This window comes from Sphingomonas yantingensis (assembly GCF_014199325.1).
Taxonomy (GTDB): domain Bacteria; phylum Pseudomonadota; class Alphaproteobacteria; order Sphingomonadales; family Sphingomonadaceae; genus Sphingomonas; species Sphingomonas yantingensis.
Genome location: NZ_JACIJJ010000001.1, coordinates 1206444 through 1229474 on the forward strand (window position 1 = coordinate 1206444; position 23031 = coordinate 1229474).

A 23031-nucleotide genomic window follows, 5' to 3' on the forward strand; every position below is an offset into this window, starting at 1 on the left:
ACGCAGGTTAGGATTTTGGTTACCGCGAAACCGCTTGGATCGCCTCGCGCCCAAGTGGAGACGGTCAGATGGACAATTCGTCAGCCAATCAGAACAGACTGCAATTCTTCGGTATCGATGCTGACGACTATGCCAGCTTCCCCCGCATCCTGCGAGCCATTCAGAAGCACGCGCCGGGCGCGCTCGACGACTTCTATACCAAGATGTCGGCGACGCCCGACACCGCCCGCTTCTTTACCTCGCGCCAGACGATGGATCATGCGCGCGACAAGCAGTTCAACCATTGGGTCCAGCTTTTCTCGCGCGATATCGGCGACGGTTACTTCGCCAAGGCCGAGCAGATCGGCAACGTCCACGCAAAGATTGGCCTCGCTCCCACCTGGTACATCGGCGGCTATGCGATGGTGCTCGAGGAGCTGATCGGCGAGATGATCGCACAGTCGCCGATCGCGCGGCTGGCGGGCAATCGCCTCGGCAAGGTGATCGGCACGCTGGTGAAGTGCGCGCTGCTCGACATGGACGTCGCGCTGTCGAGTTATTTCCGGGCCGAGGAGGCGCAGCGCCTGGCCGTGATCGCGCAGGTCGGCTCGGCGCTGGAGGCGCTGGCCAAGGGCGACTTCACCGTGACGCTTGAGGGGCTGCCCGAGACGTTCCGCAAGGTCGAGCAGGATTTCGAGTTCATGCGCAGCCGGATCAGCGAGACGCTGACGCAGGTGTCCGAGACGGCCGAGAGCATCAACACCGGGTCGATCGAGATCAGCCAGGCGTCGGACGACCTCTCCTCGCGCACCGAGCAGCAGGCCGCCTCGCTCGAGCAGACGGCGGCGGCGATGGACCAGCTGACCGGCGGCATCCGCGAAACCGCCGACGGCGCCGCGCACGTCAACCGCTCGGTGGCGGAGGCGCATGGCGATGCGACGCGCGGCGGCACTGTCGTCAAGGAAGCGGTCGCCGCGATGGACGACATCGAACGCTCGGCACAGGAGATCGCGCAGATCATCAACGTGATCGACGGCATCGCCTTCCAGACCAATCTCCTCGCGCTCAATGCCGGGGTCGAGGCGGCGCGTGCGGGCGACGCGGGCAAGGGGTTTGCCGTCGTCGCCAACGAAGTGCGCGCGCTCGCCCAGCGATCGGCTGATGCCGCCAAGCACATCAAGGAGCTGATTGGCGAAAGCTCGAAGCAGGTGAGCCGCGGCGTCGACCTGGTCGGCCAGTCGGGTGCCGCGCTCGACCGGATCGTCGGCAAGGTGGCGGAGATTGCCAGCCTCGCCGCCAACATCTCCGAACTCGCCGCCTCGCAGTCGAACAGCCTGCAACAGGTCAACGCCGCGGTGGGCGAGATGGACAAGATGACGCAGCAGAATGCCGCGATGGTCGAACAGTCGACCGCGGCGGCGCGCAGCCTGGCGGGGGAGGCCAACCAGCTGACCGGCCTCGTTTCGCGCTTCACGCTGTCGGGCGAGGGGCATTCGGCGCCCGCGCCCGTCCGCGCCATGCCGCAGCCCGCGCGCAAGAAGACGGCCCGTTCGGCCCCCCGTCCGGTGACGCGCGGCAACCTTGCCGTCGCGCACGCCGAGGAATGGTCCGAGTTCTGAGCATTCGAAGGGGAGACGGAGCGATGCGCCGCCTGACCATGCTGCCGGTGCTGGACCGATCGGGGGTCCGGCTGATGGCCAACGAACTGCGCGACATGCTCGATCTGGGCGGTGCGATCGGCATCGACGCCGGCAAGGTGGAGCGGATCGGGCTTGCCGGGATCCAGCTTCTGCTCAGCGCGCTGCGCACCGGGGCGGAGGGGGCGACCGAGATCCGCCTGATCGCCGCCTCGCGCGCGGTCGAGGAGGCGGCGCGCGTCTGCGGCGTCGCCGACCGGCTGCTCAGCGAACTGCTGGCCGATGCGGAGGTGGCGGCATGAGCCCCGACGACATCCAGTCGATCTTCTTCCAGGAATGCGAAGAGGGCCTCGCCAGCGCCGAAACCGCGTTGATGGCGATCAAGGCCGGCGAGCATGACGGCGAGACGATCAACACGATTTTTCGCGCGGTCCATTCGATCAAGGGCGGGGCGGGGGCGTTCGGCTTCAACCCGCTTCAGGCCTTTACCCACCATTTCGAGACGCTGCTCGACAAGGTGCGCGACGGCGAGCTGTCGCTCACCCCGCCGCTGGTAGAGCTCTTGATGGGCGCGTTCGACGTGCTCGCCGATCATGTCACCGCGATCCGGGGGGAGGGCGATCAACCCGACGATGCGGCGATGGAGCAGGCGCTGCGCGATGCGCTGACCGCCGCGCCCGCCGCCGTCCCGGTCGCCGCGCCCGTGGTGCCCGAGCTGTCGTTCGACCTGGCCGCGATGATGGCCGAGCTCGCCGCGCCCGCTGATGTACCGGCGCAGGATTGGCGCGTCGCCTTCACGCCAGCCGCGGGCGATTTGGCGCACGGCAGCGAGCCGCTCCTGCTGATGCGCGAACTGGCGGCGCTCGGCGGGCAGGTAGTGCGCGCCGATGCCGATCGCGTGCCGACGCTCGACGGCTTCGATCCCGATGCGGCCTATATGGGCTGGACGCTGCGCCTGCCCGCCGCCGCCGATCGCGCGCTGATCGAGGAAGTGTTCGACTTCGTCGCCGATCCGGCGTCGGTGACGATCGAGCGCGCGGCGTTCGACGAATCGGCGGTGGCCGTACCGGCACCCACGCCCGTCCTCCAATCCCCCCCGGCCGCTCCGGCGGCGCCGACGGTGGCCGAGCCCCCTGCCGTCCAGGCGCCGCCGGCCGCGAAACCGGCCAAGGTCGCGGCGGGCGCGACGATCCGCGTCGATCTCGAAAAGCTCGACCGGCTGGTCGACCTGGTCGGCGAGCTCGTCATCACCCAGTCGATGCTGTCGCAGCGGCTCGTCTCCAACGGCCTCGCCGCCGTCGAGGAACTCGCCGACCTCGACCAGCTGACGCGCGAGCTACAGGACAGCGCGATGGCGATCCGCGCGCAGCCGGTGAAGTCGGTGTTCAGCCGCGTGCCGCGCATCGTCCGCGAGCTCGAGGCATCGACTGGCAAGCGCGTCCAGATCGAGGTGGAGGGCGAGGCGACCGAACTCGACAAGACGGTGATCGAGCGGATCGGCGAGCCCTTGACCCACCTCGTCCGCAACTGTGTCGACCACGGCATCGAACTCCCCGCCGACCGGCTGGCCAAGGGCAAGCCCGCCGAGGGGCGGCTGCGCCTGTCGGCCGAGCACAAGGGCAGCCGGATCGTCATTTCGGTGAGCGACGACGGCGCGGGCATCGATCGCGAGCGGGTGCTGGCGATCGCCGCCGAGCGCGGCATCGTCCCCGCCGACGCGCGCCTGTCGGACGAGGAGATCGATCAGCTGATCTTCGCGCCGGGCTTCTCCACCGCGCGGGAGGTGTCGAACATCTCCGGTCGCGGGGTCGGCATGGACGTGGTGCGCCAGAACGTCCAGGCGCTGGGCGGCCGCATCACCATCCAGTCGCGGCCGGGCGAGGGGTCGAGCTTTGCGCTCGCGCTGCCGCTCACGCTCGCGATCGTCGACGGCATGGTCGTATCGGTCGGCGACCAGACCTACATCATCCCGCTCACGCATATCGTCGAGAGCCTGCGGCCCGAGCGGGGACAGGTGCAGTCGACTGGCCTCGGCAACCGCGTGCTCAACGTGCGGGGCTCGTTCCTGCCGGTGCTCGGCATCGGCGACCAGCTCGGCCTGTCGGGGACGGTGAGCGAGCCGTCGGAGGGCGTCCTGATCGTCGTAGAGACCGAAAGCGCGGGCAGCGCGATCCTGATGGTCGACGCGATCATCGACCAGCGCCAGGTTGTCATCAAGAGCCTGGAGACGCATTACCAGCAGGTCGAGGGCGTCGCGGGGGCGACGATCCTGGGCGACGGGCGCGTCGCGCTGATCCTCGATGTTGAGGGGCTGGTGGGCCTGCGCGCGCCGATGCCGCTCCGGTGCGCGTCGTGAGCGTCGCCGCCGCGATCGCCGCGCCCGAGCCGCGCGACCTGTCGCCCGAGGATTTCGCCGCCGTCGCGCGGATGGCCCATGCCCATGCCGGTATCGTCCTGCATCCGGGCAAGCGGGTGCTCGTCTCCTCGCGCCTCGCCAAGCTGGTGCGCGCACACGGGTCTCGCGACATCGGCGAGTATATCCAGCACATCAGCCACGACGCCCGGGCGCGGACCGCGGCGATCGAGGCGCTGACCACCAACCACACACGCTTCTTCCGCGAGGACCATCACTTCCGCCATTTCGACGAGGTGCTGCGGCCCGAGATCGTCGGCGCGCTCGAAAAGGGGCGGCGGGTGCGGATGTGGTCGGCGGGATCCTCCTCGGGCGAGGAGGTCTATTCGCTGGCGATGACCCTGCTCGGTTCGAACGAGCGGGAGGGGCGGCGCATCCTGACGCGCGACGTGGCGATGCTGGCGACCGATCTGAACGCGCAGGTGCTCGAGACCGGGCGGGCGGGCCGCTATGCCGCTGAGGCGGCGGCGGCGATCCCCGAACCACTCGGCCGCCTCTGGACCGAGCGGACGGGCGACGCGCTGACAATCCGACGCGAGGTGCGCGACATCGTCCATTTCCGCCAGCTCAACCTGCTGGGCGAATGGCCGATCGCGGGGCAGTTCCACGCGATCTTCTGTCGCAACACGATGATCTATTTCGATGCCGCCACCAACGAGCGGCTGCAATGCCGGCTCGCCGAAAAGCTGCTGCCCGGCGGTTACCTCTACATCGGTCATTCGGAGAGACTGCTCGGCGAGGCGGCGGGGATGCTCCGCCCCGTCGGGCAGACCGTGTTCCGCAAGGTGCCGGCATGACGGTGCGCGCGCTCGTCATCGACGATTCGCCGACGATGCGCGGCGTCGTCACCGCGCTCCTGCGCCGCGATCCGGAGGTCGAGGTGATCGGCACCGCCGCTACCCCGGTCGAGGCGCGGTCGATGATCCGCGAGCTCGATCCCGACGTCGTGACGCTCGATGTCGAGATGCCGGGTATGGACGGCCTCGCCTTCCTCGAAAAGATCATGCGGCTGCGCCCAACGCCGGTCGTGATGGTGTCGTCGCACACCACGGCGGGGGCGGAGGCCACCGTCCGCGCGCTCGAGCTCGGTGCGATCGACTGTTATGCCAAACCCTCGGGTGGACTGGGGGTGATGCGCGACCTCGACGACGGAGAGCTGGCGGCGATGGTCAAGCTGGCCGCCGGCTGCCGCGACCGGCTTCAGCAGCCGCGCCGCGCGGTGCGCTCGCCCGAACGCTTTCGCTGGAACGGGCGGATTGCCGCGATCGCCGCGTCGACCGGCGGGGTGGAGGCGCTGGGCGCGCTGCTTGCCGGCTATCCCGACAACGGCCCGCCGACGATCGTCGTCCAGCACATGCCGGCGGGCTTCACCCGCATGTTCGCCAGCCGCCTCGACGCCCGGGTCGCGCCGCGCGTGGTGGAGGCGGCGGACGGGATGCCGGTCGAGCAGGGCCACGTCTATATCGCGCCCGGCGGCACCCGGCACCTGACGGTCAGCGGGCGCAAGCAGCTCGTCTGCCGCCTGACCGAGGGGGCGCATGTTTCCGGCCATCGTCCCTCCGCCGACGCGATGTTCCGTTCGCTCGCGGGGTTGCCCGCCGACAAGGTGGTCGGCGCGATCCTGACCGGGATGGGCGAGGACGGGGCCGAGGGGCTGGCGGCGCTGCGCAAGCTCGGCATGCCGACGATCGGCCAGGACGAGGCGAGCGCCCTCATCTACGGCATGCCGCGCGCCGCCGCCGAGCGCGGCGCGCTGGCCGAGATCCTGCCCGTCGATCGCATCGCCGCGCGTATCCTGGAGCTTTGCCGATGCTGATGGCACCGATCACGGCCGCGCCCCGGCAGCAGCGCCACAACGTCCTTCAGGGCGAGTATGAGGTGTCGAGCGATCCCAACCTGATCCTGACGACCGTGCTGGGCAGCTGCATCGCCTGCTGCCTCTACGATCCGGTCGCGGGCGTGGGCGGCATGAACCACTTCCTGTTGCCCACCCCGCCCGAGCATGTCCGGTCGGGACCGGGCGAGGAAGCGCGCCGCTATGGTCTCTATGCGATGGAGATGCTGGTCAACGGCATGCTGAAGCGCGGCGCGACGCGGCCGACGATGCGCGCGCATCTCTATGGCGGCGCCAACCTTCATTCGGGGATGCGCGCGATCGGGACCGAGAATGCCGAGTTCGCGCGCCGTTTCCTGCGCGACGACGGCATCGCGCTAGCCCGCGCCGATACCGGCGGCACGCTGGCGCGCCGCCTCGACCTGCAACCCGCCAGCGGGCGGGTGCGCTGCCGCGAGGTGGCACAGGCCTTTCCGCAACTTCACCGGCCCGCCGTCCCGCCGACGTTGGGCGACGTCGAACTGTTCTGATCCGAGGGGAGAAACATGCAGAAGCGTATCCTGGCGGTGGACGACAGCCTCAGCATGCGGATGCTGCTGCGCGCCTCGCTCACCAGTGCGGGCTATGAGGTGGCGGAGGCCGAGGATGGCCGAGCCGCGCTCGACTGGCTCGAGAACAACGAGCCGACGCTCGTCATCACCGACATCAACATGCCGCGGCTCGACGGGTTCGGGCTGATCGCCGAGCTGCGCGCGCAGGAGCGGTTCCGCGACATGCCGATCCTGGTGCTGACGACCGAAAGCTCGCCCGAAAAGAAGGCGCGCGCGCGCGATGCCGGGGCGACCGGCTGGATCGTCAAGCCCTTCGATCCCGAGAAGCTGACCGTCGCGGTCCGCCGCGTGATGCATTGAGCGAAGAAAAGGAGAGGGTCGTGGCCGAACAGCTCATCACGTTCCAGATCGCCGACAAGCTGCTCGGCGTCGACATCATGGCGATCCGCGAGATCCGCGCCTGGACGCCGACCACCGCGATCCCGCATGCGCCGTCGTTCGTGCGCGGCGTCGTCAACCTGCGCGGTACCGTGCTGCCCGTCATCGACCTGTCCGAGCGGCTGGGCTGGGGGCGGATCGACCCCACCGGGCGGCACGTCATCATCGTCCTTCAGATCGGCAGCCAGCTGAACGGCCTGATCGTCGATTCGGTCAACGATATCGTCCGCGTCGAGCCCGCCGAAATGCAGCCGCCGCCCGAACTCGGCCAGGCGGGTGCCGAACGGTTCCTGGAGGGGCTGATCGCGGTCGAGGGCCGGATGGCCATGGTCCTCGACCTGCGCGCGATGGCGGTCGGGACCGTCGCCGCGCCGCCGCTTGCCGAAGCGGCCTGACGTCTTTCGTTTTCGCTTGTCGGAGTAACGCCAATGCCACCGGTCCGTGTCCTGATCGTCGACGATTCGACGACGATGCGCGCACTGTTCACCACCATCCTCGAGGAGGCGCCGGGGATCACCGTGATCGATCACGCCGCCAATGCCGACGAGGCGCGCCGCCTGATCGCGCGCGACTATCCCGACGTGGTGACGCTCGACGTCGAGATGCCGGGGACCAGCGGCCTCGAGCTGCTGCGCGAGGTGATGGCGGAGCGGCCGATGCCGATCATCATGCTGTCGTCGCTGACGCAGAAGGGGTCGGCCGCGACGCTCGAGGCGCTGGAACTCGGCGCCTATGATTGCTTCCCCAAGCCCAAGGCGGCGACGATGGAGGAGTTCCGCAAGATCGGCCCACGCCTCGCCAAGCTGGTCAAGGCGGCGGCGGCGGGCAAGGCGGTCAAGGCGAAGGCGGCGAGCGGCGAGGTGCTGGTCGGCAGCGACTACATGCCCGGCGACGGCGTGATCGTGCTGGTGGGCAATACCGGCGGCGTCGAGATGGTGAGTGCGATCGTCAATCGCCTGCCCGTCAATTGCCCGCCGGTGATCGTTCACCTCGGCGATGCGCACAACGTCGCCGACGCGCTGGTCGAGAAGCTGGATAAGAGCGCGCGGCCGGCGGTGCGCGCCGCCTACGACGGCGTGCCGCTGGAGCGGGGTAACGTCTATGTCCTGCGCGAGGCGGCGCGGCATGCGGTCGTCGACCGCTGGCCCGATGCCGCCATCCGCCTGATCGACGGCGAGCCGATCGCGGGGCATCGCCCCTCGGCCAACCTGCTGCTCCAATCGGTCGCGAAGACCGCGGGCGGCCGCGCGGCGGTGGGGATGCTGAGCGGCATCGGCGACGACGGCGTCGCAGTGCTGGGCGCGCTGCGCGGTGCGGGCGCGCCGACGCTGGCGGTGCTCCCCGACGACGCGAAGGCGCGCGAACTGCCCGAACAGGCGGCGATGATCGGCGGGGCGACGCCGCGCCCGCTGGAGGACATGGGCCGCGAACTTCTGATGCACGGCGCCGTCGCGGCGATGGCCGCATGAACGGGCTCGGCCTCTCCCACCGCTTGCGGGCGCAGATCGCCGACGAGCTCGAATGCGCGCGCGAGGAGATCGAGCGGCTGGGCGCGATCCTGTGCTCTGACCCGGCGCTGGTCGAGCGGCACGTCTCGGCGCTTCAGGCGCTCGACATGCTCGGCCAGCAGCAACTGGCGCTCGCGGCGATCCTGCGTGCCGACGATCCGCAGGCGGCGATCGGCGACACCCCGCTCGAACGGCTGCGCGTGCGGCTGGAGAGCGCGCTCGAACTCGACTGCGGGTCTTAGGAAAGGATCAACCAAGTTGCGGCAGGTTAGCGACCCGATCATGCCGAGGATACTCATCATCGAGGACGACGAGGCGCTGCGTGGTGAACTCGTCGAATTGTTCGGCGCCCTGGGCGCGGCGGCGACGGGGGTGCGCGACGGCGCCGGCGCCGAGCATGCGTGCCGGGCGCAGACGTTCGACCTCGTCCTTTGCGACTACAAGCTCGAACGCGAGAACGGTCTCGACGTCTTGCGCACGCTGGCCCGCGGGGCGCCGCAGGCGCTGGAGGCCGACATCTATCTGATGACCGGCCATCTCGACCTGACTCGCGCCGCGCGAGAGGAAATTGCCGCTTCCACCAAAGGGTTATTGATGAAGCCCGTGCGCGCGGCGATGCTCCGCCAACTCGTCGCAGCGTCAGTGGGGCGTCCATGCTGAACCTAGCCCGCCCTCGCGAACAGGTGACCGCCCCGGCCTTCTGGCCGATGGCAGGGATCGCGTTCGCGGCGGCGGTCGCGTTGTCGAGCATGCGGCTGGTGGCCGCGCCCGGCTTCGAATTCTATCTCGGGCCGCTCTTCTACCTGCTCGCCTATCGCTGGTTCGGGCTGACGGTCGGCCTGGTCGTGGCGGCGGCGACGATGGCGCCGTCGATCCTGTGGTGGGGGCATCCGGTGTCGGTGCTGCTCGCGCTCGGCCACGTCCTCGTCGTCCACCGGCTGTCGCGCGGGCAGCAGAGTCTGGCGGCGATCACCTTCTTCTATCAGGCGACGGTCGGCGTCGCCGCGGCGCTCGCGCTCGTCTGGGTGCATTACCGCACGCCGATCGAGGTGACCGCGGTCGTCTCGTTGCGCAAGATCCTGTGCGAGATCATGCTGGCGGCGATCGCCGACCTCGTCACGCTCGCGCTGGTCGTCGATCCGGTCCAGGGGACGATCCGCCGCGCGCGCCAGTTCGGGCTTCAGCGATCGCTGGAGGCGGCGGTGTCGATCGCGGTGGCGGGGGCGGCGACGCTGTTCCTGCTCGGCGAACTTCATCACGTCGGCGACCGGCTGGCGATCCATGAGCAGGAAGTGGCGCAGGTTGTCGCCGACCTCGGTCGCGACGAGCCGTTCCGGCCCGGCCAGCGCGCGACGCTGGTGCTGCCGGGCGCGCGGGCGGCGATGCCGTACGTCATCGACCGGACCGCGGCGATCGGCACCGCCGCGCACCGGATCGGCTGTGCGCGGACCGATACCGGAGAGGCGGGACCCGACGACCGGGACACTTTCGCCTACTGGCTGACCATGTGCTACGTCGTGCCGGCGGGGCCGGGGCTGTCGGCGGCGGTCGCGCCGCAGCCGCATGTGCTGGTGTTGTTCGGCGATATCGTCCGCGGTGTCACGCCGATGATGATCTATCTGCTGATCGCCGAGCTGGGTCTCTTGGCATTCGGGCGGGCGATCCGGCGGTCCATGGGGCTCTGGGAAACGGCGCTGCGCGGGTTTGGGCGGCACGAGACGCTGGCGCTGCCGCACGCACCGTTCCACGAGACCGACGCGCTGTTGCGTGCCTTCGTCTCGGCCAACAACGATTATGTCGTCGCCGAGCAGGAGCGCCAGCGCCTTTCGCGTGCGGTGTCTGAACTGCGCTCCGCGATCGAGCTCAAGCTGTTCGGCGACGTGGGCTTCGACCCCGCGGCCTGCGCGCTCCATTTCGTCAAGATCGACCCGGTCGCGGGCGAGCGGCGGCTGAGCTTCCCCGTCCATGCCGCCGACGCCGGCCAGTTCGCCGCGAGCGCCGGCAAGCACGACGTGATGATCGAGTTCCGCCGCGGTGATGGCGGCGACGACCAATGGTACCTTTTGCTGGCTCACGAATATGACGAGGAAAGCGGCCATTGGCGTTATGGCTGCCTGATCCGGCTGCGCACCGCCAAGGCGTTCCAGTCGCGGATGCGGCACAATGCGCGGCTGATGGAGCTCGGCGGCATGGCAAGCGCGCTCAGTCACGAACTGCGCCAGCCGCTCTTCACCATCTCGCTCGCGGCCGAGAACGGCAGCCTGATGCTCGATGCTGCCGATCCCGCAGCGGCCAGGGTGGCGGCGAAGTTCGACCGGATCATCGAACAGGTCGAACGCGCCAGCTCGATCGTCCAGCGAACCAGCAGCTATGCCCGCCTGGAGCGCGACGAGCGTGAGCCCACGAACCTGGTCCAGGCGGTCCACGACGCGATCCGCTTCATGCGGCCGGTCATGACCGAGCGGTCGATCCAGCTGTTCACCGAATTGCCCGCCAGCGTGCCGTTGCTGCTGCTGCCGCGGATCGGGATCGAGCAGATCGTCGTCAACGCCCTTCAGAATGCCGCCGATTCGATCGACGCGGCGCGCGAGGGCGGGCGCGGCGACGCCGGCCGCGTGTCGATCGCGCTGTGGCAGGGGGACGGGACGATCACGCTCACCATCGCCGACGACGGGGCGGGGATCAGCGAGGCGGTGGGCAACCGCGCCTTCGACGCCTTCTGCACAAGCAAGCCGTCGGGCAAGGGCACGGGCCTCGGCCTGTTCGTCTGCCGCCAGATCATGGACGAGGTCGGCGGATCGATCGCACTGACGCCGAACGAGGGCGCGCCGGGGGCCGCGCTGACGCTGCGCTTTCCGATGGAGGAGGAGGCGTGACGATGGCGGGGGCGATCGCGGAGGCCGAGCGGAACGTCTTCCTCGTCGACGACGACAACGACGTGCGCGGCGAGCTGGAGACGGCATTGTCGCTGCGCGGCTTTGCGGTGCAGGGGTTCGGCGACGGCGAGGCGTTCCTCGCCGCGCAGGATGCGCTGCCCGGCGGCTGCGTCGTCCTCGACCTCAACATGCCGGGGCTGAGCGGGATCGACGTCCAGACCGCGCTCGCCGAGCGCGATAGCGCGCACAAAGTGGTGATGCTGACCGGATCGGGATCGATCCCGACCGCGGTCCGGGCGATGCACGCCGGCGCGGTTGATTTCATCGAGAAGCCGTTCGGCATCGACGAGCTGGTTCGCGCGATCGGCCGGGCACTGACGCAGCAGCGCCAGGCACTGCGCGAGGCCAGCCGGCGGCGCGACGCGCAGGCGCAGGTCGAGCGATTGTCTGAGCGCGAACGCGACGTGCTGGCCGGCATGGTGCTGGGCCTTGCGAACAAGATCATCGCTTATCGCCTCGGCCTGTCGGTGCGGACGGTCGAGACCTATCGTGCGCATGTTATGGACAAGCTGGCCGTCCGCAGCCTGGCTGAGGCGGTTCAGATCGCGATCGATGCCGACCTTGCGCCCCGGGGCGATATCCTCCGCACCGATCCCGCCGCCTGAACGAAGGCGTTATGCCGCGGCGAGCCGGTCGCTGGCGGTGCCGTCCCGCACGAAGGCGGTCGCCGACTGCTCGGAAAGCGCGGGGGCGACGAGGAACCCCTGGATCGAATCGCAGTCGAGGTCGCGCAGCATCTGTGCCTGATCGCTTTCCTCCACCCCCTCGGCCACGACCTTAAGGCCGAGGCGATGGGCAAGGTCGATGACGCTTTCGACGATCACCCGATCCTTGCCGCCCGCGCAGATCGATTCGATGAAGCTGCGATCGATCTTCACATGGCCGATCGGCAATTGGCGCAGATGCGTGAGCGACGCGAAGCCGGTGCCGAAATCGTCGAAGGCGATGTCGATCCCGCACGCGTCGAGCCGCTCGATAGCGGCGCGCACCGCCCGGCCGCCGCGATCGAGCAGCATCCCCTCGGTAATCTCGACGCAAAGCTGGTCGTGCCGGATTCGGCCGCTGTCCACCGCATCGACGATTCGGTCGACGAACGCAGGCGAGCGAAAGTCGCCGAGCGTCGCGTTGATCGCGATCGACCGGAACGGCACGCCCTCGGCCTGCCACCGTTCGATCTGCGCGAGGACCTGACCGAGCACGAAATTGCCGATATCGGCGGCGATCTGCTCGTCGTCGAAGACCGCGCCGAACAGCGCGGGCGTCTGCACGCTGCCATCGGGGCGGCGCCAGCGAAGCAGGGCCTCGAACGCCAGCGGCCGCTCGCCCGTCAGGTCGACGATCGGCTGATAGAGGACGAACATCTCGCCCTTCGCCAGCGCCTGCTGGATCGCGGCGCGAAGCCCTGCGCGCTGTTCGGCAGCCTCGCGAAAGCGTGGCTCGAACAGGCGGGCACAGCCACGGCCGGACTGTTTGGCCGCATAGAGCGCCATGTCCGCGCACTTCAGAAGGTCGTGCTTGTTCGCGCCGTCGCGGGGATAGAGTGCGGCGCCGACGCTGGCCTGCACTGTCCAGTCGGCGATGCCGTCGGAGCGGCGGGCGCCCACCGCGGCGACGATCCGTTCGAGCCGCGCGGTCGCCTGTCCCACGCCCTCGGCCGACAGGATCAGCGCATATTCGTCGCCGCCCAGCCGCGCGACGACGTCACCCTCGGCAAGCTGCTCGCGCAGCGTCGCCGCGACCGCGGTGAGCAGGCGGTCGCCCGCATCGTGCCCCTCGCTGTCGTTGACGTCCTTGAAATGATCGAGGTCGAGGATCGCCGTCACGAACGATCCCCCGCGCGCGGTCCGCTCCGCCAGCAATTCCATGAAGCGGCGGCGGTTGGGCAGTTCGGTCAGCGAATCGACATTGGCGAGCATCCAGAGGCGCTGCTCGGCCTCCTTCTGCGGCGTCACGTCGAAGCGGATCGCGGTATAGCCCGATCCGTCGCGATGCGGCACGATCGTCGTGTCCACCCAATAGAGCCGGCCCGACTTGGCGCGGTTGCAGATCACATCGTGCCAGATCCGCCCGCTGCCGATCGTGCGGTAGAGGTTCTGGAAGAAGGCGCGGTCGTGCATCCCCGAATGGACGATGCGGTGCGTCGCGCCGATCAGCTCGGCCTCCGAATAGCCGCTCAGCTCGCAGAACTTGGCATTGACCGAGCGGATGCGGCCGCGGCGGTCGGTGACGGCGACGATCGCGGCGGCATCGATCGCCTCGCGCTGGAAATCTGCAAGCGCAGCGAGCGCCTGAAGCCGACCCTGCTGCGAGCGGGTCCGGCTTTCGAGCGCGGCGATCTCGCGATCCAGATCGACGATCGTCTCCTCGGCGTCGATCTCCGGACCGATGATGCGTTGGTGCAGCGACATGATGGAATCCCGTCGTGAAACCGCAGAAGAGCGCCGTTTCCGGTTAACGGAAAGTAAAATAGCGGGTTTATACGGGGTTCGTAGAACTACCGATTACGCGGTCGCGGGCGGCGACATTATCTAGTCTTTCGAGTTGAAGGACAGGCAATGATCAACCGCGAGCCGAGAAAGACGACGTTCATCCAGGCACGGGTGCTGACCGATGCCGGGTGGTGCGACGCGATCATCCGCAACCTGTCCAGCCGGGGAGCGATGATCGAGATGGCGGGCGGGGCGCCGCCGCGCGGCACCTATGTCGAACTGCGCCGCGCGACGTCGGTGCTGATCGGCCGGGTGATCTGGGCCGCGGCCAATCGCTGCGGGATCAGCACGCGCGAGCGGATCGACGTCGCCGCGCTCGAACGGGGTAAAGGGGAGGGGGCCGTCGCGGCAGGGGGCGATCGACGCCACCTGCCGCGACATCATGCGCTGCTTGATTATGATGCGACGACGGTGCGCCGCCGGATCGAGGCGACGGTCCTGGCAGTCGCGCTCGGCATCGCGTCGCTTACGCTGGCGAGCACGGTCTATCATTTCCTCGACCATACCTCGCACGAGATCATCGCCGCCTCTAGCGGGCCGGCAAGCTAGCGCGTCGCCACCAGCGACACGAACCAGCGGCGCGGCGCGCCCGGCCCGATGGCGCGCGGATCGGCGGCGCCGGCAACCTCGGCGATCGCGACTTCGCCGATGTCGCTGAAGGTGCCGAAGCTGGCATAGCCGCGGTCGAAGACGTTGCGCACCTCGACCATCAGGCGAAGGCCGTCGGCGAGCGCGACGCCCGCCCGCGCATTGGCGACGAGGTACCCGGCAAGCGGCGCAACGTCGTTGCCCTCGTCCCCTACCAGCCGCTGGCCCGAGCGCGCGATGAGGTCGCCGCCCAACGACCAGCCGCGAGGGGTATAGTCGATCGAAAGCGCGCCGCTATGCCGCGGAAGGCCGGACAAGCGGTCGCCGGGCTCCACCGCGATCGTGCCGTCGTCGGCCGCAGTGGGGTTCGCCGGGCTCGACAGGGTCAACGGCGTGCGGAACGTCGCGTCGACGAAGGCATAGCTTGCGGCGATCCGCCAGTGCGTGCGCTCGTAGGCGAAGCTTGCCTCGACCCCTTGTCGCCGGGTGCGGCCGATGTTGCGGAAATAGGCGCGGCCGCGGATTTCGGACGCGACGTACTGGATGTCGTCGGCGTTGGTCGCGCGATAGCTCGACAGCAGCCAACGGAAGCCGCCGCGCCGCCCGCTTGCGCCCAGTTCCCAGTGGCGGGACACGACCTGATTCAGCGGCGGATCGGCGACGAAGAAGTTGGTGAGCGAACAGGGCGCATTCTCGTCCGCGCAGGAAAGCTCGGCGGCGGTCGGCGCGCGGCTCGTCTCGGCATAGCCGGCGCGCAGGGTGAGGCGCGGCGACAGCGTCCAGTCGAACTCGATGCCCGGATTGGTTCGCTCGAACGCGTGGCGGCCGTTCAACGCGGTGCCGATCAGGTCGATCAGCTCGATCCGGGTGCGGTTCCAGCGGACGCCGATCTCCGCCGACAGGCCGGGGGCGATCGGCAGGCGGTCGAGCGCGAACACCCCGACGCTGCTGCTGTTCGTGACAAGCCCGACGGGCGCGATCGCGCCATCCGGCTGGACGATCGTCGGGCCGAGCCCCGAGACTCCGCGCGTTTCGTCGATCGCGCCAAGCTCGGTCGCGGTGTCAAAGCGCGTGCGCGCCTCGTCATAGCTTGCGCCGACCGCGAGCATGTTCTCGCCCGCGCCGAGCGACCGCGTGTCGACGATCTGCGCGAGAATGCCGCGGCTGCGCGTCCGCTCGCGCCCGGTGTTGCGCACGCCATAGGCGTCGATGCCGTCGAATTCGCCGATGGCGTTACCGGCGGCATCATTCAGGACCGACTGTTCCTCCTCCTCCCCGTCGTCGTCGCCGACGGTTTCGAGACAGAGCAGGCCCTCCTCGTCCGCCTCCTCGCATTCCTCGATGTCGGCTGCGTCGCCATTCAGGTTTCGGCGCAGGAGGAACTGTTCGTATGCCGACGCTTCTATCCGGGTGTGCGTGCCGAGGCGAAGCCAGGGATGGACGCTGATCCGCCAGTAACTGCTGCGGGTGTTGTCGGGATGGGTGAAGACCGCATCGCGGCGCGCGGCATAAAGCTCGACCGGTACGACGCCGTTGCCCGTCAGGTCGCTGTCGGCACCGATAAGCTTGACGTGGAGCCCGCCGCCTGCGCCGTCATAACCGAAATCGGCATAGCCGTTGTAGAGTGTCGAGGGGCTGAAATCGCGCCAGCCGCCATCGTGACGTTCCTGCGCGGCGAGGAATGCACTCCACGGCCCCGACGAAAGGCCTGCCGCTGCGGACCCTTCGGCATAGCCGAACCGGCCGCCGGTGCCGGTGAGCGTCAGGCCGGGGGTGTCGCGGCCGGTCGCGGTCTCGATCACCATCGCGCCGCCCAGCGCATTGAGGCCATAGACCGGATTGGCGTCGAGCAGGGTGACGCGCCGGATCGCGGCTTCCGGTATAAGGTCGAACTGCACGGTATCCCCGAACGGCTGGTTGAACCGCGCGCCGTCGAGATAGACGGCGAGGCCCTGTGCCAGCCCTTGAAGCGGCGAGGCGGAAAAGCCGCGATAGACGAGGTTGGGCTGCCACGGATTGCCCTGTGCGTCCTGTAGCGTGACGCCCGCCACCTCGCGCGTCAGTGCGGCGAACAGGTCCGGATGGCCTGCGCGTGTGATCGCGGCGGCGTCCACCGCGACGGCATCGTCGGCATCGGCGGTGGTGCCGGGCGCGGTGACGACGATCGGCGCGTCCGCCTCCTGCGCATGCGCGGTGCCGGCCATGGCGATCGCGGTCGCGGTCAGAAGTGTCGGTAGTCGCATCGTTTCTCCCCGCGCCGATCGTGGCAGGCTGGCGGAGCCGCGGCTCTAGGCCTTTGGTACGATGGCGGGGCGGGCGGGGCCGCCCGCCGGGCTCACGGGGACCAGCGGCCAGCCGCGCTCGCGCCAGCCGTCGATCCCCTCTGCGAACCAGCGCACGTCTCGATGCCCCGCCGCGACCAGGCGTCGCGCGGCGTTCCAGCTCATCCAGCAATCGGCCAGGCAGAAGACGACGACGGGTCGGCGCTTGTTGGCGGGCGCGACGCTGAGCAGCCACGCGACCGCGCCGGGCGGTGCGTCGCCGCGCCCCGCCTCGGGCAACCAGCGCGCGCCGGGGATCGTTGCATGGGCCTCGGCCAGCCGCCATGCGCGGCGGGCGGGGTCCCAATGCCCGCCCTCGGCCGGTGTGACGTCGATCAGGCGTGCGCCGCGGCGCTGGAGCGCGCGGGCGGCGTCGGCGTCGATCCGTACGACCCCGGCCGGCGCTGCCGCCACGACGCCGCGATAGCGCGCGATGCGATAGCCAGCGGCGTCGAAATCGCCGCCCTGAAGCGCCGCCACCAGCATCAGCGCCCGCCACATCGCCCGCCTCCCTCGTCCGTTGGTCGGATGGTAGGCGGGCGGGGGCGCGGGTAAACGCTACCTTGGTAGGAGAGGGAGATGCTCGCGATATTCATGTTCGCGCCGGTTGCGATGGCGGCGGCGCTGCCCGCCGATCCGCTCGGCTCGCCGATGTGGGCCGACCATGCGCGCGTGCTGTTCGCCGATGCCCCCGTCGAGTTCGACCGGCGCGTGGTCGTCGACATGCCGATGCTGGCGGAGAACCAGCGCGTCTTTCCCGTCGCCATCGACGCCAGCGCGCTGCCCGACGTGAAGCGCATCGTCCTTCTCGCCGACCTCAACCCCATTCCCGTCGCGATCGACTATGCCCCGACGGGTGCCGCGCCGGTGGTGTCGGTGCGGATCAAGCTCGACCAGCGCACGCCGGTGCGCGCGGCGGTGCTGACCGGCGACGGGCGCTGGCATATCAACGGCGCGTGGATCGACGCGGCGGGCGGCGGCTGTTCCGCCCCGCCGGTCAGCCGCGTGAAGGGCGACTGGGCCGAGCATCTGGGCGAGGTGCGCGCGCGGGCGGTGCTGGTCGGGGCGGAGGCGAGGCTGCGCGTCGCGATCCGGCATCCGATGGACACCGGCCTCGTCGGCAACACGCCGCTCTACCATGTCGAGGAACTGTCGGTCTGGCGCGGCGAAACCCGGCTGGGATCGATGAAGCTCTGGGCGTCGGTCGCGGAGGATCCGGCGATCGGCCTGATCCTCCCCGCCGCCGCCGGCGACACGCTGACGATCCGCGGGCGCGACACCAACGGGCGAGAGATCGAGGGCAGGGTCGCGGTGCAGGCAGCGCCATGAGGCTGACGCGGCGCACGCTGCTCGGCGGCATGGCCGCGCTGCCCGTCGCGGTGCGGGCGCAGTCGCTCGATTATCGGATCGAGCCGGTGGAGGTGGGCGACGGCCTGTGGATCGTGCGCGGGGCCGATGCGCCGATCGAGCGCGGCAATGGCGGCGCGATCGCCAATCTTGCGATCCTGGCGGGGGACGAGGCGGCGATCCTGATCGATTGCGGGCCGTCGCTGCGCTACGGTCGGGTGCTCGATGCGGTGGCGCGCAAACTGACGGGCAAGCCGGTCGGGCATGTGTTCCTGACGCATCTCCATCCCGACCACGGCTTCGCCGCCGGCGCATTCGCGAACGCCGAAGTGGCGGGCACGGCCGAAGTGCGGCGCGAGCTTCAGGCGACGGCGGCGGGCTATGCGGACGGCATGTACCGGCTGCTGGGCGACTGGATGCGCGGAACCGAGCCGGTGGTCCCCGCCGCGACCGTGACCGCGGGCGAGCGCTTGGTGGCGGGGCGGCGGCTCGTCTTCGCGCCGATGGCGGGGCACAGCCCGGCGGATCTGGTCGTCACCGACGTGGCGACGGGAACGATGATCGCCGGCGATCTCGTCTTTCACGATCGCGCGCCGTCCACGCCCGATGCCGATCTGGCAACGTGGCGAAAGACGCTGGGGACGCTGGCGGCGATGTCCCACAAGGGTTTGCTGCCGGGGCACGGGCCGTTCGATCCGGGCGGACAGGCGGCGATCGCGCAGACGCTGGACTGGATCGACTGGCTGGAGAGCAGTCTTCGCGGCTCGGTGGCGGCGGGGTTGGACATGGTGGCGGCGGGCGAGGTCGCGATCCCGGCTCGGTTCGATGGGCTGAAGGCGGCGCGCTACGAGCTCCAGCGGTCGGTCTCGCACTTCTACCCGCGGCTCGAGGCCGAGCTTTTCCCCCGCGCCGACCAATAGCGAAACGGGCGGCGTCGCCGCCGCCCGTCGATCTTCAGAAGAACAGGATCGCCCCCAGCGCCAGCGCATCGCTGGTCGCGCGGTTGTTGTTCTGTGCCTCGGCCCGCGTATGCGTATACTCGCCGAGCAGCGTCACCCAGCTCGTCAGGCCGTAGCGGACCTGGCCCACCCAGCTCGAATTGTTGTCGAGGAGCGTCGGGTTCACTTCGCCGTCCGCCAGGTCGAGATAGCTGGCACCATAGCTTGCCCCCAGCGTCAGCTTGCCGATGCCGTAGGTGCCCTGGACGTAGAAGCCGTTGCTGTCGCGCTTGCGCCCCAGCGCATCGGTCGAGAGGATGAACAGCCCCGTCGTGCCGACGCCGGTGCCCATATAGTAATAGCCGAGCAGGCTAGCCGACCCGGCGGTCAGCTTCGCGCCCACGTCGAACGCGCGGCCGGTATAGCTCGGCGAACCGGCAATGCCGTCATGGCTCTGGATGATGCCCGAGGCCCAGACATGCGCGCCGAACCCGCCGCCGGCATAGTCGTAGACGATCTTGCCCTGGAAGCCGGGGGTGTCGTTATACTCGGTCTCGCCGATCGTCGTCAGCGGCTGGAACACGCCCGCCGAGAATTGGAGCCCGCCGAACTTGGGGCTGGTGTAGGTGATCTGCGGCTGGAAGTCGGTGTAGATATAGCCGATGCCGATCCGCCCCAGCGTCGTGTTCGACGGCGCAACGTTGCCCGCGGGCGTGCCGCTGGCCAGCAGCGTGATGTCGTTGAGGATCGCCTCCGACGCGAACAGCCCGATGTCGCGGCCGATCTTGATCTCGCCGAACTGCGCCTTGCTGAACGTGAGATAGGTCTGGCGGAAGTCGATGCCCGCGGTCGAGAGCGCGGTCGGGCTGCCCGCCGAATTGGCGCCGCCGACGCCGGTCACGCTGTTGATGCCGGGATACATGCCGAAATGCGCGCCCACGTCCCAGCCGCCCTGGTTGGTGGTCACGTCCACCTTGAAGAAACCTGGCAGCAGGCCGTTGCGGATCGACGAGCTGTTGCCGCCGACCGTCGCCAGCCCGCCGACGACGGTGCTGCCCGGTCCGCCGCTGTCGCCATTGTCGTGGACGTAGAAGCCGTTGACCGAGCCCGAGAATTTGAGCTGCACGCCACCCATTTCGAAGCCGATGCCGCTTTCGGTCATCCGCACCGTCCGCTTGTCGTCGAGCGCCTGTGCCGCCGCCTGCTGCGGCGAGGCGGGCGTGCCGGTGGTGACGGTCGCGGCGGTCGCCGCCGCCGGGGCCGCGGCTTCGCGGGCGGCGAGGGCGTCATATTCCTCGTCGGAGAGGATGCCCTTTTCCTTCAGCTTCTGCAGCAGGTCGAGCGTGGCCGTTTGGGCCGAGGCCGGTGTCGCAAAGCCCGTCAGGCACGCGGCAAGCATGGTGGCCGAAAGCCACCGCGCGGTGGATCGCATCGGTTTTCCCTCCCCTGATATGGCTGCCCAGGCGGCAGCTCGGTCCGGGGAGGGTGCCGGGGGGCGGGCACCCCCGATATTGCACTTTGGGCGACCCGCCGCCGCCCGATCTTCAGGGGGCGACAACCACCCCCCAGGGGGCATCACCCGTTGGAATCTGGGCGATTTCCCTGGCCGCGGCGACGTCGATTACCGACAGCGTGTCGGACAGGCCGTTGGCCGCATAGGCGCGGGTCCCGTCGCGACTGATACCAAGGTGCCAGACGCGCTGGCCGACCGGGACGTAGCCCGTGACTGCGCGGGTTGCGGTATCGACGATCGCGACCGTGTTCGCGCGGCCGAGCGCGACCAGCGCCTTGCGCCCGTCGGGAGTGAAGTGGACACCCACCGGCAACACCTTGTCAGAGGTGACGCCAGGGGGCTTGAACGCGATGCTGTGGACAACCTTGCGCGTCGCGGTGTCGACGATCTGAAGCGTGCCGCCGATCTCCGCCGTGACCCATAGCTCGCGGCCATCGGCGGTGAACTCGGCATGACGGGGACGCTGGTCGACTTCGGTCTCCGCCACCATCTTGCCGGTCGCAATGTCGATCCAGTGCGCCTTGTTATCGGTCTCCGACGTCGCGATCACCCACTTGCCGTCGGGGCTGGTCGCCATTCCTTCGGGCTCGATGCCGACATCCACCTGAAAGGCGACGCGGCGGCCGGGAATGTCGATCGCGGTGACGGCGGCGTCGCGCTCGTTCGCGGCGAACAGCGTACGGCCGTCGACCGACAGCGCGAATTGCTCGGGATCCTCGCCCGAGGGGAGGTCGTAGAGGACCTTGCCCGTCGCGCGGTCGATCACCTGCACCGCATGGTCGTTTGATGCGCAGACATAGAGATACTTGCCGTCGCGGCTCATCGTCAGGCCGCGGGGGCGCGCGCCCACGGGCCAAGTGGCGACGGGCTTCATCGTCGCCGCGTCTATGACGGTGATGGAATTGCCGCGTTCGTTCGAGACGTAGATCGTCTCGGCAAGGGCAGGGGCGGGCACCGCGATCAGGGCGGCGAGGATCAGGCTGCGCATCCCCTGAGAATATCGCGCCGCGCGCGCGACCGCGAACCTACCAAAGTACAATGTCGCGTCCCCATGCTGCGCAGCACACTCCGCCGCGAAAGCCCGAATGGGGAGAGGCATGATGACGAGGCGTTACGAGCGGGCTGCGATGATCGCGGCGACGCTCCTGTTCACGACCACCTTCGCGCTCAAGGTGACGGCGCACGACAATGTGACGCCGCAGCCGGTCGATACCTCGAAGCTGCCCGATATCGGCGAGGAATGGCGGACGGTGAACCCGTATCGCGGCAATCCCGACGCCATCAAGATTGGCGAGTCCGCCTATGGCGGCAATTGCGCGCGCTGCCACGGGCTGGAGGCGATCAGCGGCGGCATCGCCCCCGACCTGCGCTATCTCGAGGTCGGCGAGGCGGGGGACGAATGGTTCATCGGCCGCTATCGCCACGGCGCCTCGCGCGACGGCAAGGTGTTCATGCCGCCCTTCGGCGACATCATCGGGCAGAAGGCGGGCTGGGCGATCCGCTCCTGGCTCGACACCAAGCACCAGGAGTCCTGAGGCGATGCTGTCGCGTCGCGGCTTCGTGCGCGGCGCCGCGGCCGCGATTGCCGGTGCGGTCGCCGCGCCGCTGGTCGCCGCGCCGCTGGCAAAGATCCGCGCGCTCGGCGTGATGCGCATCGCGGTCTATCGCGACTTTGCCCCTTGGGCGGCGGAGCGGGAAGGCAGGCTGGTCGGGATCGACGTCGATCTCGGCAAGCTGATCGCCTCGAAGCTCGGCGTGCGGGGGGAGGCGATCCAGTATATCGCCGACGAGTCGGTCGACGACGACCTGCGCAACATGGTGTGGCGCGGGTCGCTGCTGGGACAGGCGCCGGGCGACGTGATGATGCACGTCCCCTATGATCGCGTCCTCGGCCAGCGGAACGACCGCGCGGTGCTGATCGCGCCCTATTACCGCGAGAGTTTCGCGATGGTGTGCAATCGCGCCACCACCGATTGCGAGGTGCCGCCGCCGCAATTGAAGGGCAAGAAGCTCGTCGCCGAGCTCGACAGCATTCCCGACTTCTACCTGTCGGGATCGTTCGGCGGCGTGCTGCGCCCCGACGTCAAGAACAAGCTGTCGGGCGAGGCGGCGGTCGCCGCGGTCGCGGGCGGAGAGGCCGACGCGGCGGTCGCGACCCGCGCGCAGGTCGAGGCGGGGATCAAGGCGTCGGGCGATCGCCTGACGCTGCGCAAGGGGCCGCTGCCGGCGATGACCAGCCCCGGCTGGAACGTCGGCATGGCGGTCAAGGACGACAGCCGGGACCTGGGCGACGAGATCGAGCGGATCATGGAGGGGCTGGCGAAATCGGGCGAGCTGGCCGGCGTGTTCGCCGCGCACGGCGTCGAGTATCGACCGCCGCTCCTCACCTGACGCGCGCATCCTTCCAAGGTCCAATTGTGGGGGCGAGGGCCCGGCGTAGCATCCGAACGAGAGAGCAGAACTAGGGGAAGAGGCATGAAGAGGTTGATGAGCGCGGTCTCGAGCGCGGCACTGGTGCTGGGGGCGACGGCGGGAACGG

Annotated in this window: 23 protein-coding genes; 18 read left to right on the top strand and 5 right to left on the bottom strand. The window is 69.3% G+C overall.

The genetic code is table 11. The annotated features are described in order from the left end of the window. The first annotated feature begins 68 nt into the window (after positions 1–68). Genes FHR19_RS06070 through FHR19_RS06130 form a run of 13 tightly spaced genes read left to right on the top strand, consistent with a single transcriptional unit; the run spans position 69 to position 11901 of the window. Entirely contained in the window at positions 69–1598 is a 1530-nt protein-coding gene (locus tag FHR19_RS06070) for a methyl-accepting chemotaxis protein (protein ID WP_184025594.1), read from the top strand. Positions 1599–1621: 23 nt separating this feature from the next. Next, positions 1622–1918 carry an STAS domain-containing protein gene (locus tag FHR19_RS06075; RefSeq protein WP_184025597.1) on the top strand — a complete coding sequence of 99 codons (297 nt, stop codon included), beginning with the start codon at positions 1622–1624 and terminating at the stop codon, positions 1916–1918. Further along, on the top strand, positions 1915–3972 hold the full coding sequence (locus tag FHR19_RS06080) for a chemotaxis protein CheA (RefSeq protein WP_184025601.1): 2058 nt from the start codon (positions 1915–1917) through the stop codon (positions 3970–3972). The genes FHR19_RS06075 and FHR19_RS06080 overlap by 4 nt, the downstream gene beginning before the upstream one ends. Then, on the top strand, positions 3960–4826 hold the full coding sequence (locus tag FHR19_RS06085; RefSeq protein ID WP_343053176.1) for a CheR family methyltransferase: 867 nt from the start codon (positions 3960–3962) through the stop codon (positions 4824–4826). Before FHR19_RS06080 ends, FHR19_RS06085 begins: the two co-directional genes overlap by 13 nt. Further along, positions 4823–5845 carry a protein-glutamate methylesterase/protein-glutamine glutaminase gene (locus FHR19_RS06090; protein ID WP_184025604.1) on the top strand — a complete coding sequence of 341 codons (1023 nt, stop codon included), beginning with the start codon at positions 4823–4825 and terminating at the stop codon, positions 5843–5845. Before FHR19_RS06085 ends, FHR19_RS06090 begins: the two co-directional genes overlap by 4 nt. Continuing rightward, positions 5845–6393 carry a chemotaxis protein CheD gene (locus tag FHR19_RS06095; protein WP_184025606.1) on the top strand — a complete coding sequence of 183 codons (549 nt, stop codon included), beginning with the start codon at positions 5845–5847 and terminating at the stop codon, positions 6391–6393. The genes FHR19_RS06090 and FHR19_RS06095 overlap by 1 nt, the downstream gene beginning before the upstream one ends. Before the next feature lie 15 nt (positions 6394–6408). After that, the gene (locus FHR19_RS06100) at positions 6409–6774 is read left to right on the top strand and encodes a response regulator (RefSeq protein WP_184025608.1); all 366 of its coding nucleotides are present in this window, start codon (positions 6409–6411) and stop codon (positions 6772–6774) included. A gap of 20 nt (positions 6775–6794) precedes the next feature. Then, on the top strand, positions 6795–7247 hold the full coding sequence (locus FHR19_RS06105) for a chemotaxis protein CheW (protein WP_184025610.1): 453 nt from the start codon (positions 6795–6797) through the stop codon (positions 7245–7247). Positions 7248–7280: 33 nt separating this feature from the next. Next, the gene (locus FHR19_RS06110) at positions 7281–8321 is read left to right on the top strand and encodes a chemotaxis protein CheB (RefSeq protein WP_184025613.1); all 1041 of its coding nucleotides are present in this window, start codon (positions 7281–7283) and stop codon (positions 8319–8321) included. Beyond that, positions 8318–8602, top strand: a complete 285-nt coding sequence (locus FHR19_RS06115; protein ID WP_184025615.1) for a hypothetical protein — start codon at positions 8318–8320, stop codon at positions 8600–8602. The genes FHR19_RS06110 and FHR19_RS06115 overlap by 4 nt, the downstream gene beginning before the upstream one ends. A 40-nt stretch (positions 8603–8642) precedes the next feature. Then, on the top strand, positions 8643–9020 hold the full coding sequence (locus FHR19_RS06120) for a response regulator (RefSeq protein ID WP_184025617.1): 378 nt from the start codon (positions 8643–8645) through the stop codon (positions 9018–9020). After that, the gene (locus tag FHR19_RS06125) at positions 9014–11236 is read left to right on the top strand and encodes a sensor histidine kinase (RefSeq protein WP_184025619.1); all 2223 of its coding nucleotides are present in this window, start codon (positions 9014–9016) and stop codon (positions 11234–11236) included. Before FHR19_RS06120 ends, FHR19_RS06125 begins: the two co-directional genes overlap by 7 nt. 2 nt (positions 11237–11238) lie before the next feature. Then, positions 11239–11901, top strand: a complete 663-nt coding sequence (locus tag FHR19_RS06130; RefSeq protein ID WP_184025622.1) for a response regulator transcription factor — start codon at positions 11239–11241, stop codon at positions 11899–11901. 9 nt (positions 11902–11910) lie between these two features. On the opposite strand, the gene FHR19_RS06135 is transcribed toward FHR19_RS06130, so the two are convergent. Next, positions 11911–13704, bottom strand: coding sequence for a putative bifunctional diguanylate cyclase/phosphodiesterase (locus FHR19_RS06135; RefSeq protein WP_184025625.1), 1794 nt, complete (start codon positions 13702–13704; stop codon positions 11911–11913). A 147-nt stretch (positions 13705–13851) separates the two neighbouring features. Here FHR19_RS06135 and FHR19_RS06140 point away from each other — a divergent pair, with 147 nt between their 5' ends. Next, positions 13852–14334 carry a PilZ domain-containing protein gene (locus FHR19_RS06140; protein ID WP_184025628.1) on the top strand — a complete coding sequence of 161 codons (483 nt, stop codon included), beginning with the start codon at positions 13852–13854 and terminating at the stop codon, positions 14332–14334. Here FHR19_RS06140 and FHR19_RS06145 read toward each other — a convergent pair. Then, complete coding sequence (locus FHR19_RS06145; protein WP_184025630.1) at positions 14331–16616, bottom strand: TonB-dependent receptor; 2286 nt, start codon at positions 16614–16616, stop codon at positions 14331–14333. The two genes, FHR19_RS06140 and FHR19_RS06145, sit on opposite strands and share 4 nt — an antisense overlap. 45 nt (positions 16617–16661) lie before the next feature. Next, positions 16662–17195 carry a rhodanese-like domain-containing protein gene (locus FHR19_RS06150; protein WP_184025632.1) on the bottom strand — a complete coding sequence of 178 codons (534 nt, stop codon included), beginning with the start codon at positions 17193–17195 and terminating at the stop codon, positions 16662–16664. A gap of 78 nt (positions 17196–17273) precedes the next feature. On the opposite strand from FHR19_RS06150, the gene FHR19_RS06155 reads away from it, so the two are divergent. Continuing rightward, a complete protein-coding gene (locus FHR19_RS06155; protein WP_184025635.1) occupies positions 17274–18023 on the top strand; it encodes a quinoprotein dehydrogenase-associated SoxYZ-like carrier in 750 nt (249 codons plus the stop codon). Next, complete coding sequence (locus tag FHR19_RS06160; RefSeq protein ID WP_184025636.1) at positions 18020–18961, top strand: quinoprotein relay system zinc metallohydrolase 1; 942 nt, start codon at positions 18020–18022, stop codon at positions 18959–18961. The genes FHR19_RS06155 and FHR19_RS06160 overlap by 4 nt, the downstream gene beginning before the upstream one ends. 34 nt (positions 18962–18995) lie before the next feature. Here FHR19_RS06160 and FHR19_RS06165 read toward each other — a convergent pair whose 3' ends face one another. Together FHR19_RS06165 and FHR19_RS06170 are read right to left on the bottom strand one after the other, a co-directional pair. Beyond that, positions 18996–20411, bottom strand: coding sequence for a porin (locus FHR19_RS06165; protein WP_184025638.1), 1416 nt, complete (start codon positions 20409–20411; stop codon positions 18996–18998). Between the two features lie 112 nt (positions 20412–20523). Then, positions 20524–21480, bottom strand: a complete 957-nt coding sequence (locus FHR19_RS06170) for a PQQ-dependent catabolism-associated beta-propeller protein (RefSeq protein WP_184025640.1) — start codon at positions 21478–21480, stop codon at positions 20524–20526. A 139-nt stretch (positions 21481–21619) separates the two neighbouring features. Between FHR19_RS06170 and pedF the strand changes: the two genes are divergently transcribed. Together pedF and FHR19_RS06180 are read left to right on the top strand one after the other, a co-directional pair. Continuing rightward, positions 21620–22027 (top strand): cytochrome c-550 PedF, encoded by a 408-nt coding sequence (gene pedF, locus FHR19_RS06175; protein WP_246359372.1) that lies wholly within the window; start codon positions 21620–21622, stop codon positions 22025–22027. Positions 22028–22031: 4 nt separating this feature from the next. After that, positions 22032–22883, top strand: a complete 852-nt coding sequence (locus FHR19_RS06180; RefSeq protein ID WP_184025644.1) for a substrate-binding periplasmic protein — start codon at positions 22032–22034, stop codon at positions 22881–22883. The last annotated feature ends 148 nt before the right edge of the window (positions 22884–23031 follow it).

Excerpts from the sequence above, each read along its gene's own strand:
- FHR19_RS06070 (WP_184025594.1), top strand. The coding sequence starts at position 69 with ATGGACAATTCGTCAGCCAATCAGAACAGACTGCAATTCTTCGGTATC.
- FHR19_RS06075 (WP_184025597.1), top strand. The coding sequence starts at position 1,622 with ATGCGCCGCCTGACCATGCTGCCGGTGCTGGACCGATCGGGGGTCCGG.
- FHR19_RS06080 (WP_184025601.1), top strand. The coding sequence starts at position 1,915 with ATGAGCCCCGACGACATCCAGTCGATCTTCTTCCAGGAATGCGAAGAG.
- FHR19_RS06090 (WP_184025604.1), top strand. The coding sequence starts at position 4,823 with ATGACGGTGCGCGCGCTCGTCATCGACGATTCGCCGACGATGCGCGGC.
- FHR19_RS06095 (WP_184025606.1), top strand. The coding sequence starts at position 5,845 with ATGGCACCGATCACGGCCGCGCCCCGGCAGCAGCGCCACAACGTCCTT.
- FHR19_RS06100 (WP_184025608.1), top strand. The coding sequence starts at position 6,409 with ATGCAGAAGCGTATCCTGGCGGTGGACGACAGCCTCAGCATGCGGATG.
- FHR19_RS06110 (WP_184025613.1), top strand. The coding sequence starts at position 7,281 with ATGCCACCGGTCCGTGTCCTGATCGTCGACGATTCGACGACGATGCGC.
- FHR19_RS06115 (WP_184025615.1), top strand. The coding sequence starts at position 8,318 with ATGAACGGGCTCGGCCTCTCCCACCGCTTGCGGGCGCAGATCGCCGAC.
- FHR19_RS06120 (WP_184025617.1), top strand. The coding sequence starts at position 8,643 with ATGCCGAGGATACTCATCATCGAGGACGACGAGGCGCTGCGTGGTGAA.
- FHR19_RS06125 (WP_184025619.1), top strand. The coding sequence starts at position 9,014 with ATGCTGAACCTAGCCCGCCCTCGCGAACAGGTGACCGCCCCGGCCTTC.
- FHR19_RS06130 (WP_184025622.1), top strand. The coding sequence starts at position 11,239 with ATGGCGGGGGCGATCGCGGAGGCCGAGCGGAACGTCTTCCTCGTCGAC.
- FHR19_RS06135 (WP_184025625.1), bottom strand. The coding sequence starts at position 13,704 with ATGTCGCTGCACCAACGCATCATCGGTCCGGAGATCGACGCCGAGGAG.
- FHR19_RS06140 (WP_184025628.1), top strand. The coding sequence starts at position 13,852 with ATGATCAACCGCGAGCCGAGAAAGACGACGTTCATCCAGGCACGGGTG.
- FHR19_RS06145 (WP_184025630.1), bottom strand. The coding sequence starts at position 16,616 with ATGCGACTACCGACACTTCTGACCGCGACCGCGATCGCCATGGCCGGC.
- FHR19_RS06150 (WP_184025632.1), bottom strand. The coding sequence starts at position 17,195 with ATGTGGCGGGCGCTGATGCTGGTGGCGGCGCTTCAGGGCGGCGATTTC.
- FHR19_RS06155 (WP_184025635.1), top strand. The coding sequence starts at position 17,274 with ATGCTCGCGATATTCATGTTCGCGCCGGTTGCGATGGCGGCGGCGCTG.
- FHR19_RS06160 (WP_184025636.1), top strand. The coding sequence starts at position 18,020 with ATGAGGCTGACGCGGCGCACGCTGCTCGGCGGCATGGCCGCGCTGCCC.
- FHR19_RS06165 (WP_184025638.1), bottom strand. The coding sequence starts at position 20,411 with ATGCGATCCACCGCGCGGTGGCTTTCGGCCACCATGCTTGCCGCGTGC.
- FHR19_RS06170 (WP_184025640.1), bottom strand. The coding sequence starts at position 21,480 with ATGCGCAGCCTGATCCTCGCCGCCCTGATCGCGGTGCCCGCCCCTGCC.
- pedF (WP_246359372.1), top strand. The coding sequence starts at position 21,620 with ATGATCGCGGCGACGCTCCTGTTCACGACCACCTTCGCGCTCAAGGTG.
- FHR19_RS06180 (WP_184025644.1), top strand. The coding sequence starts at position 22,032 with ATGCTGTCGCGTCGCGGCTTCGTGCGCGGCGCCGCGGCCGCGATTGCC.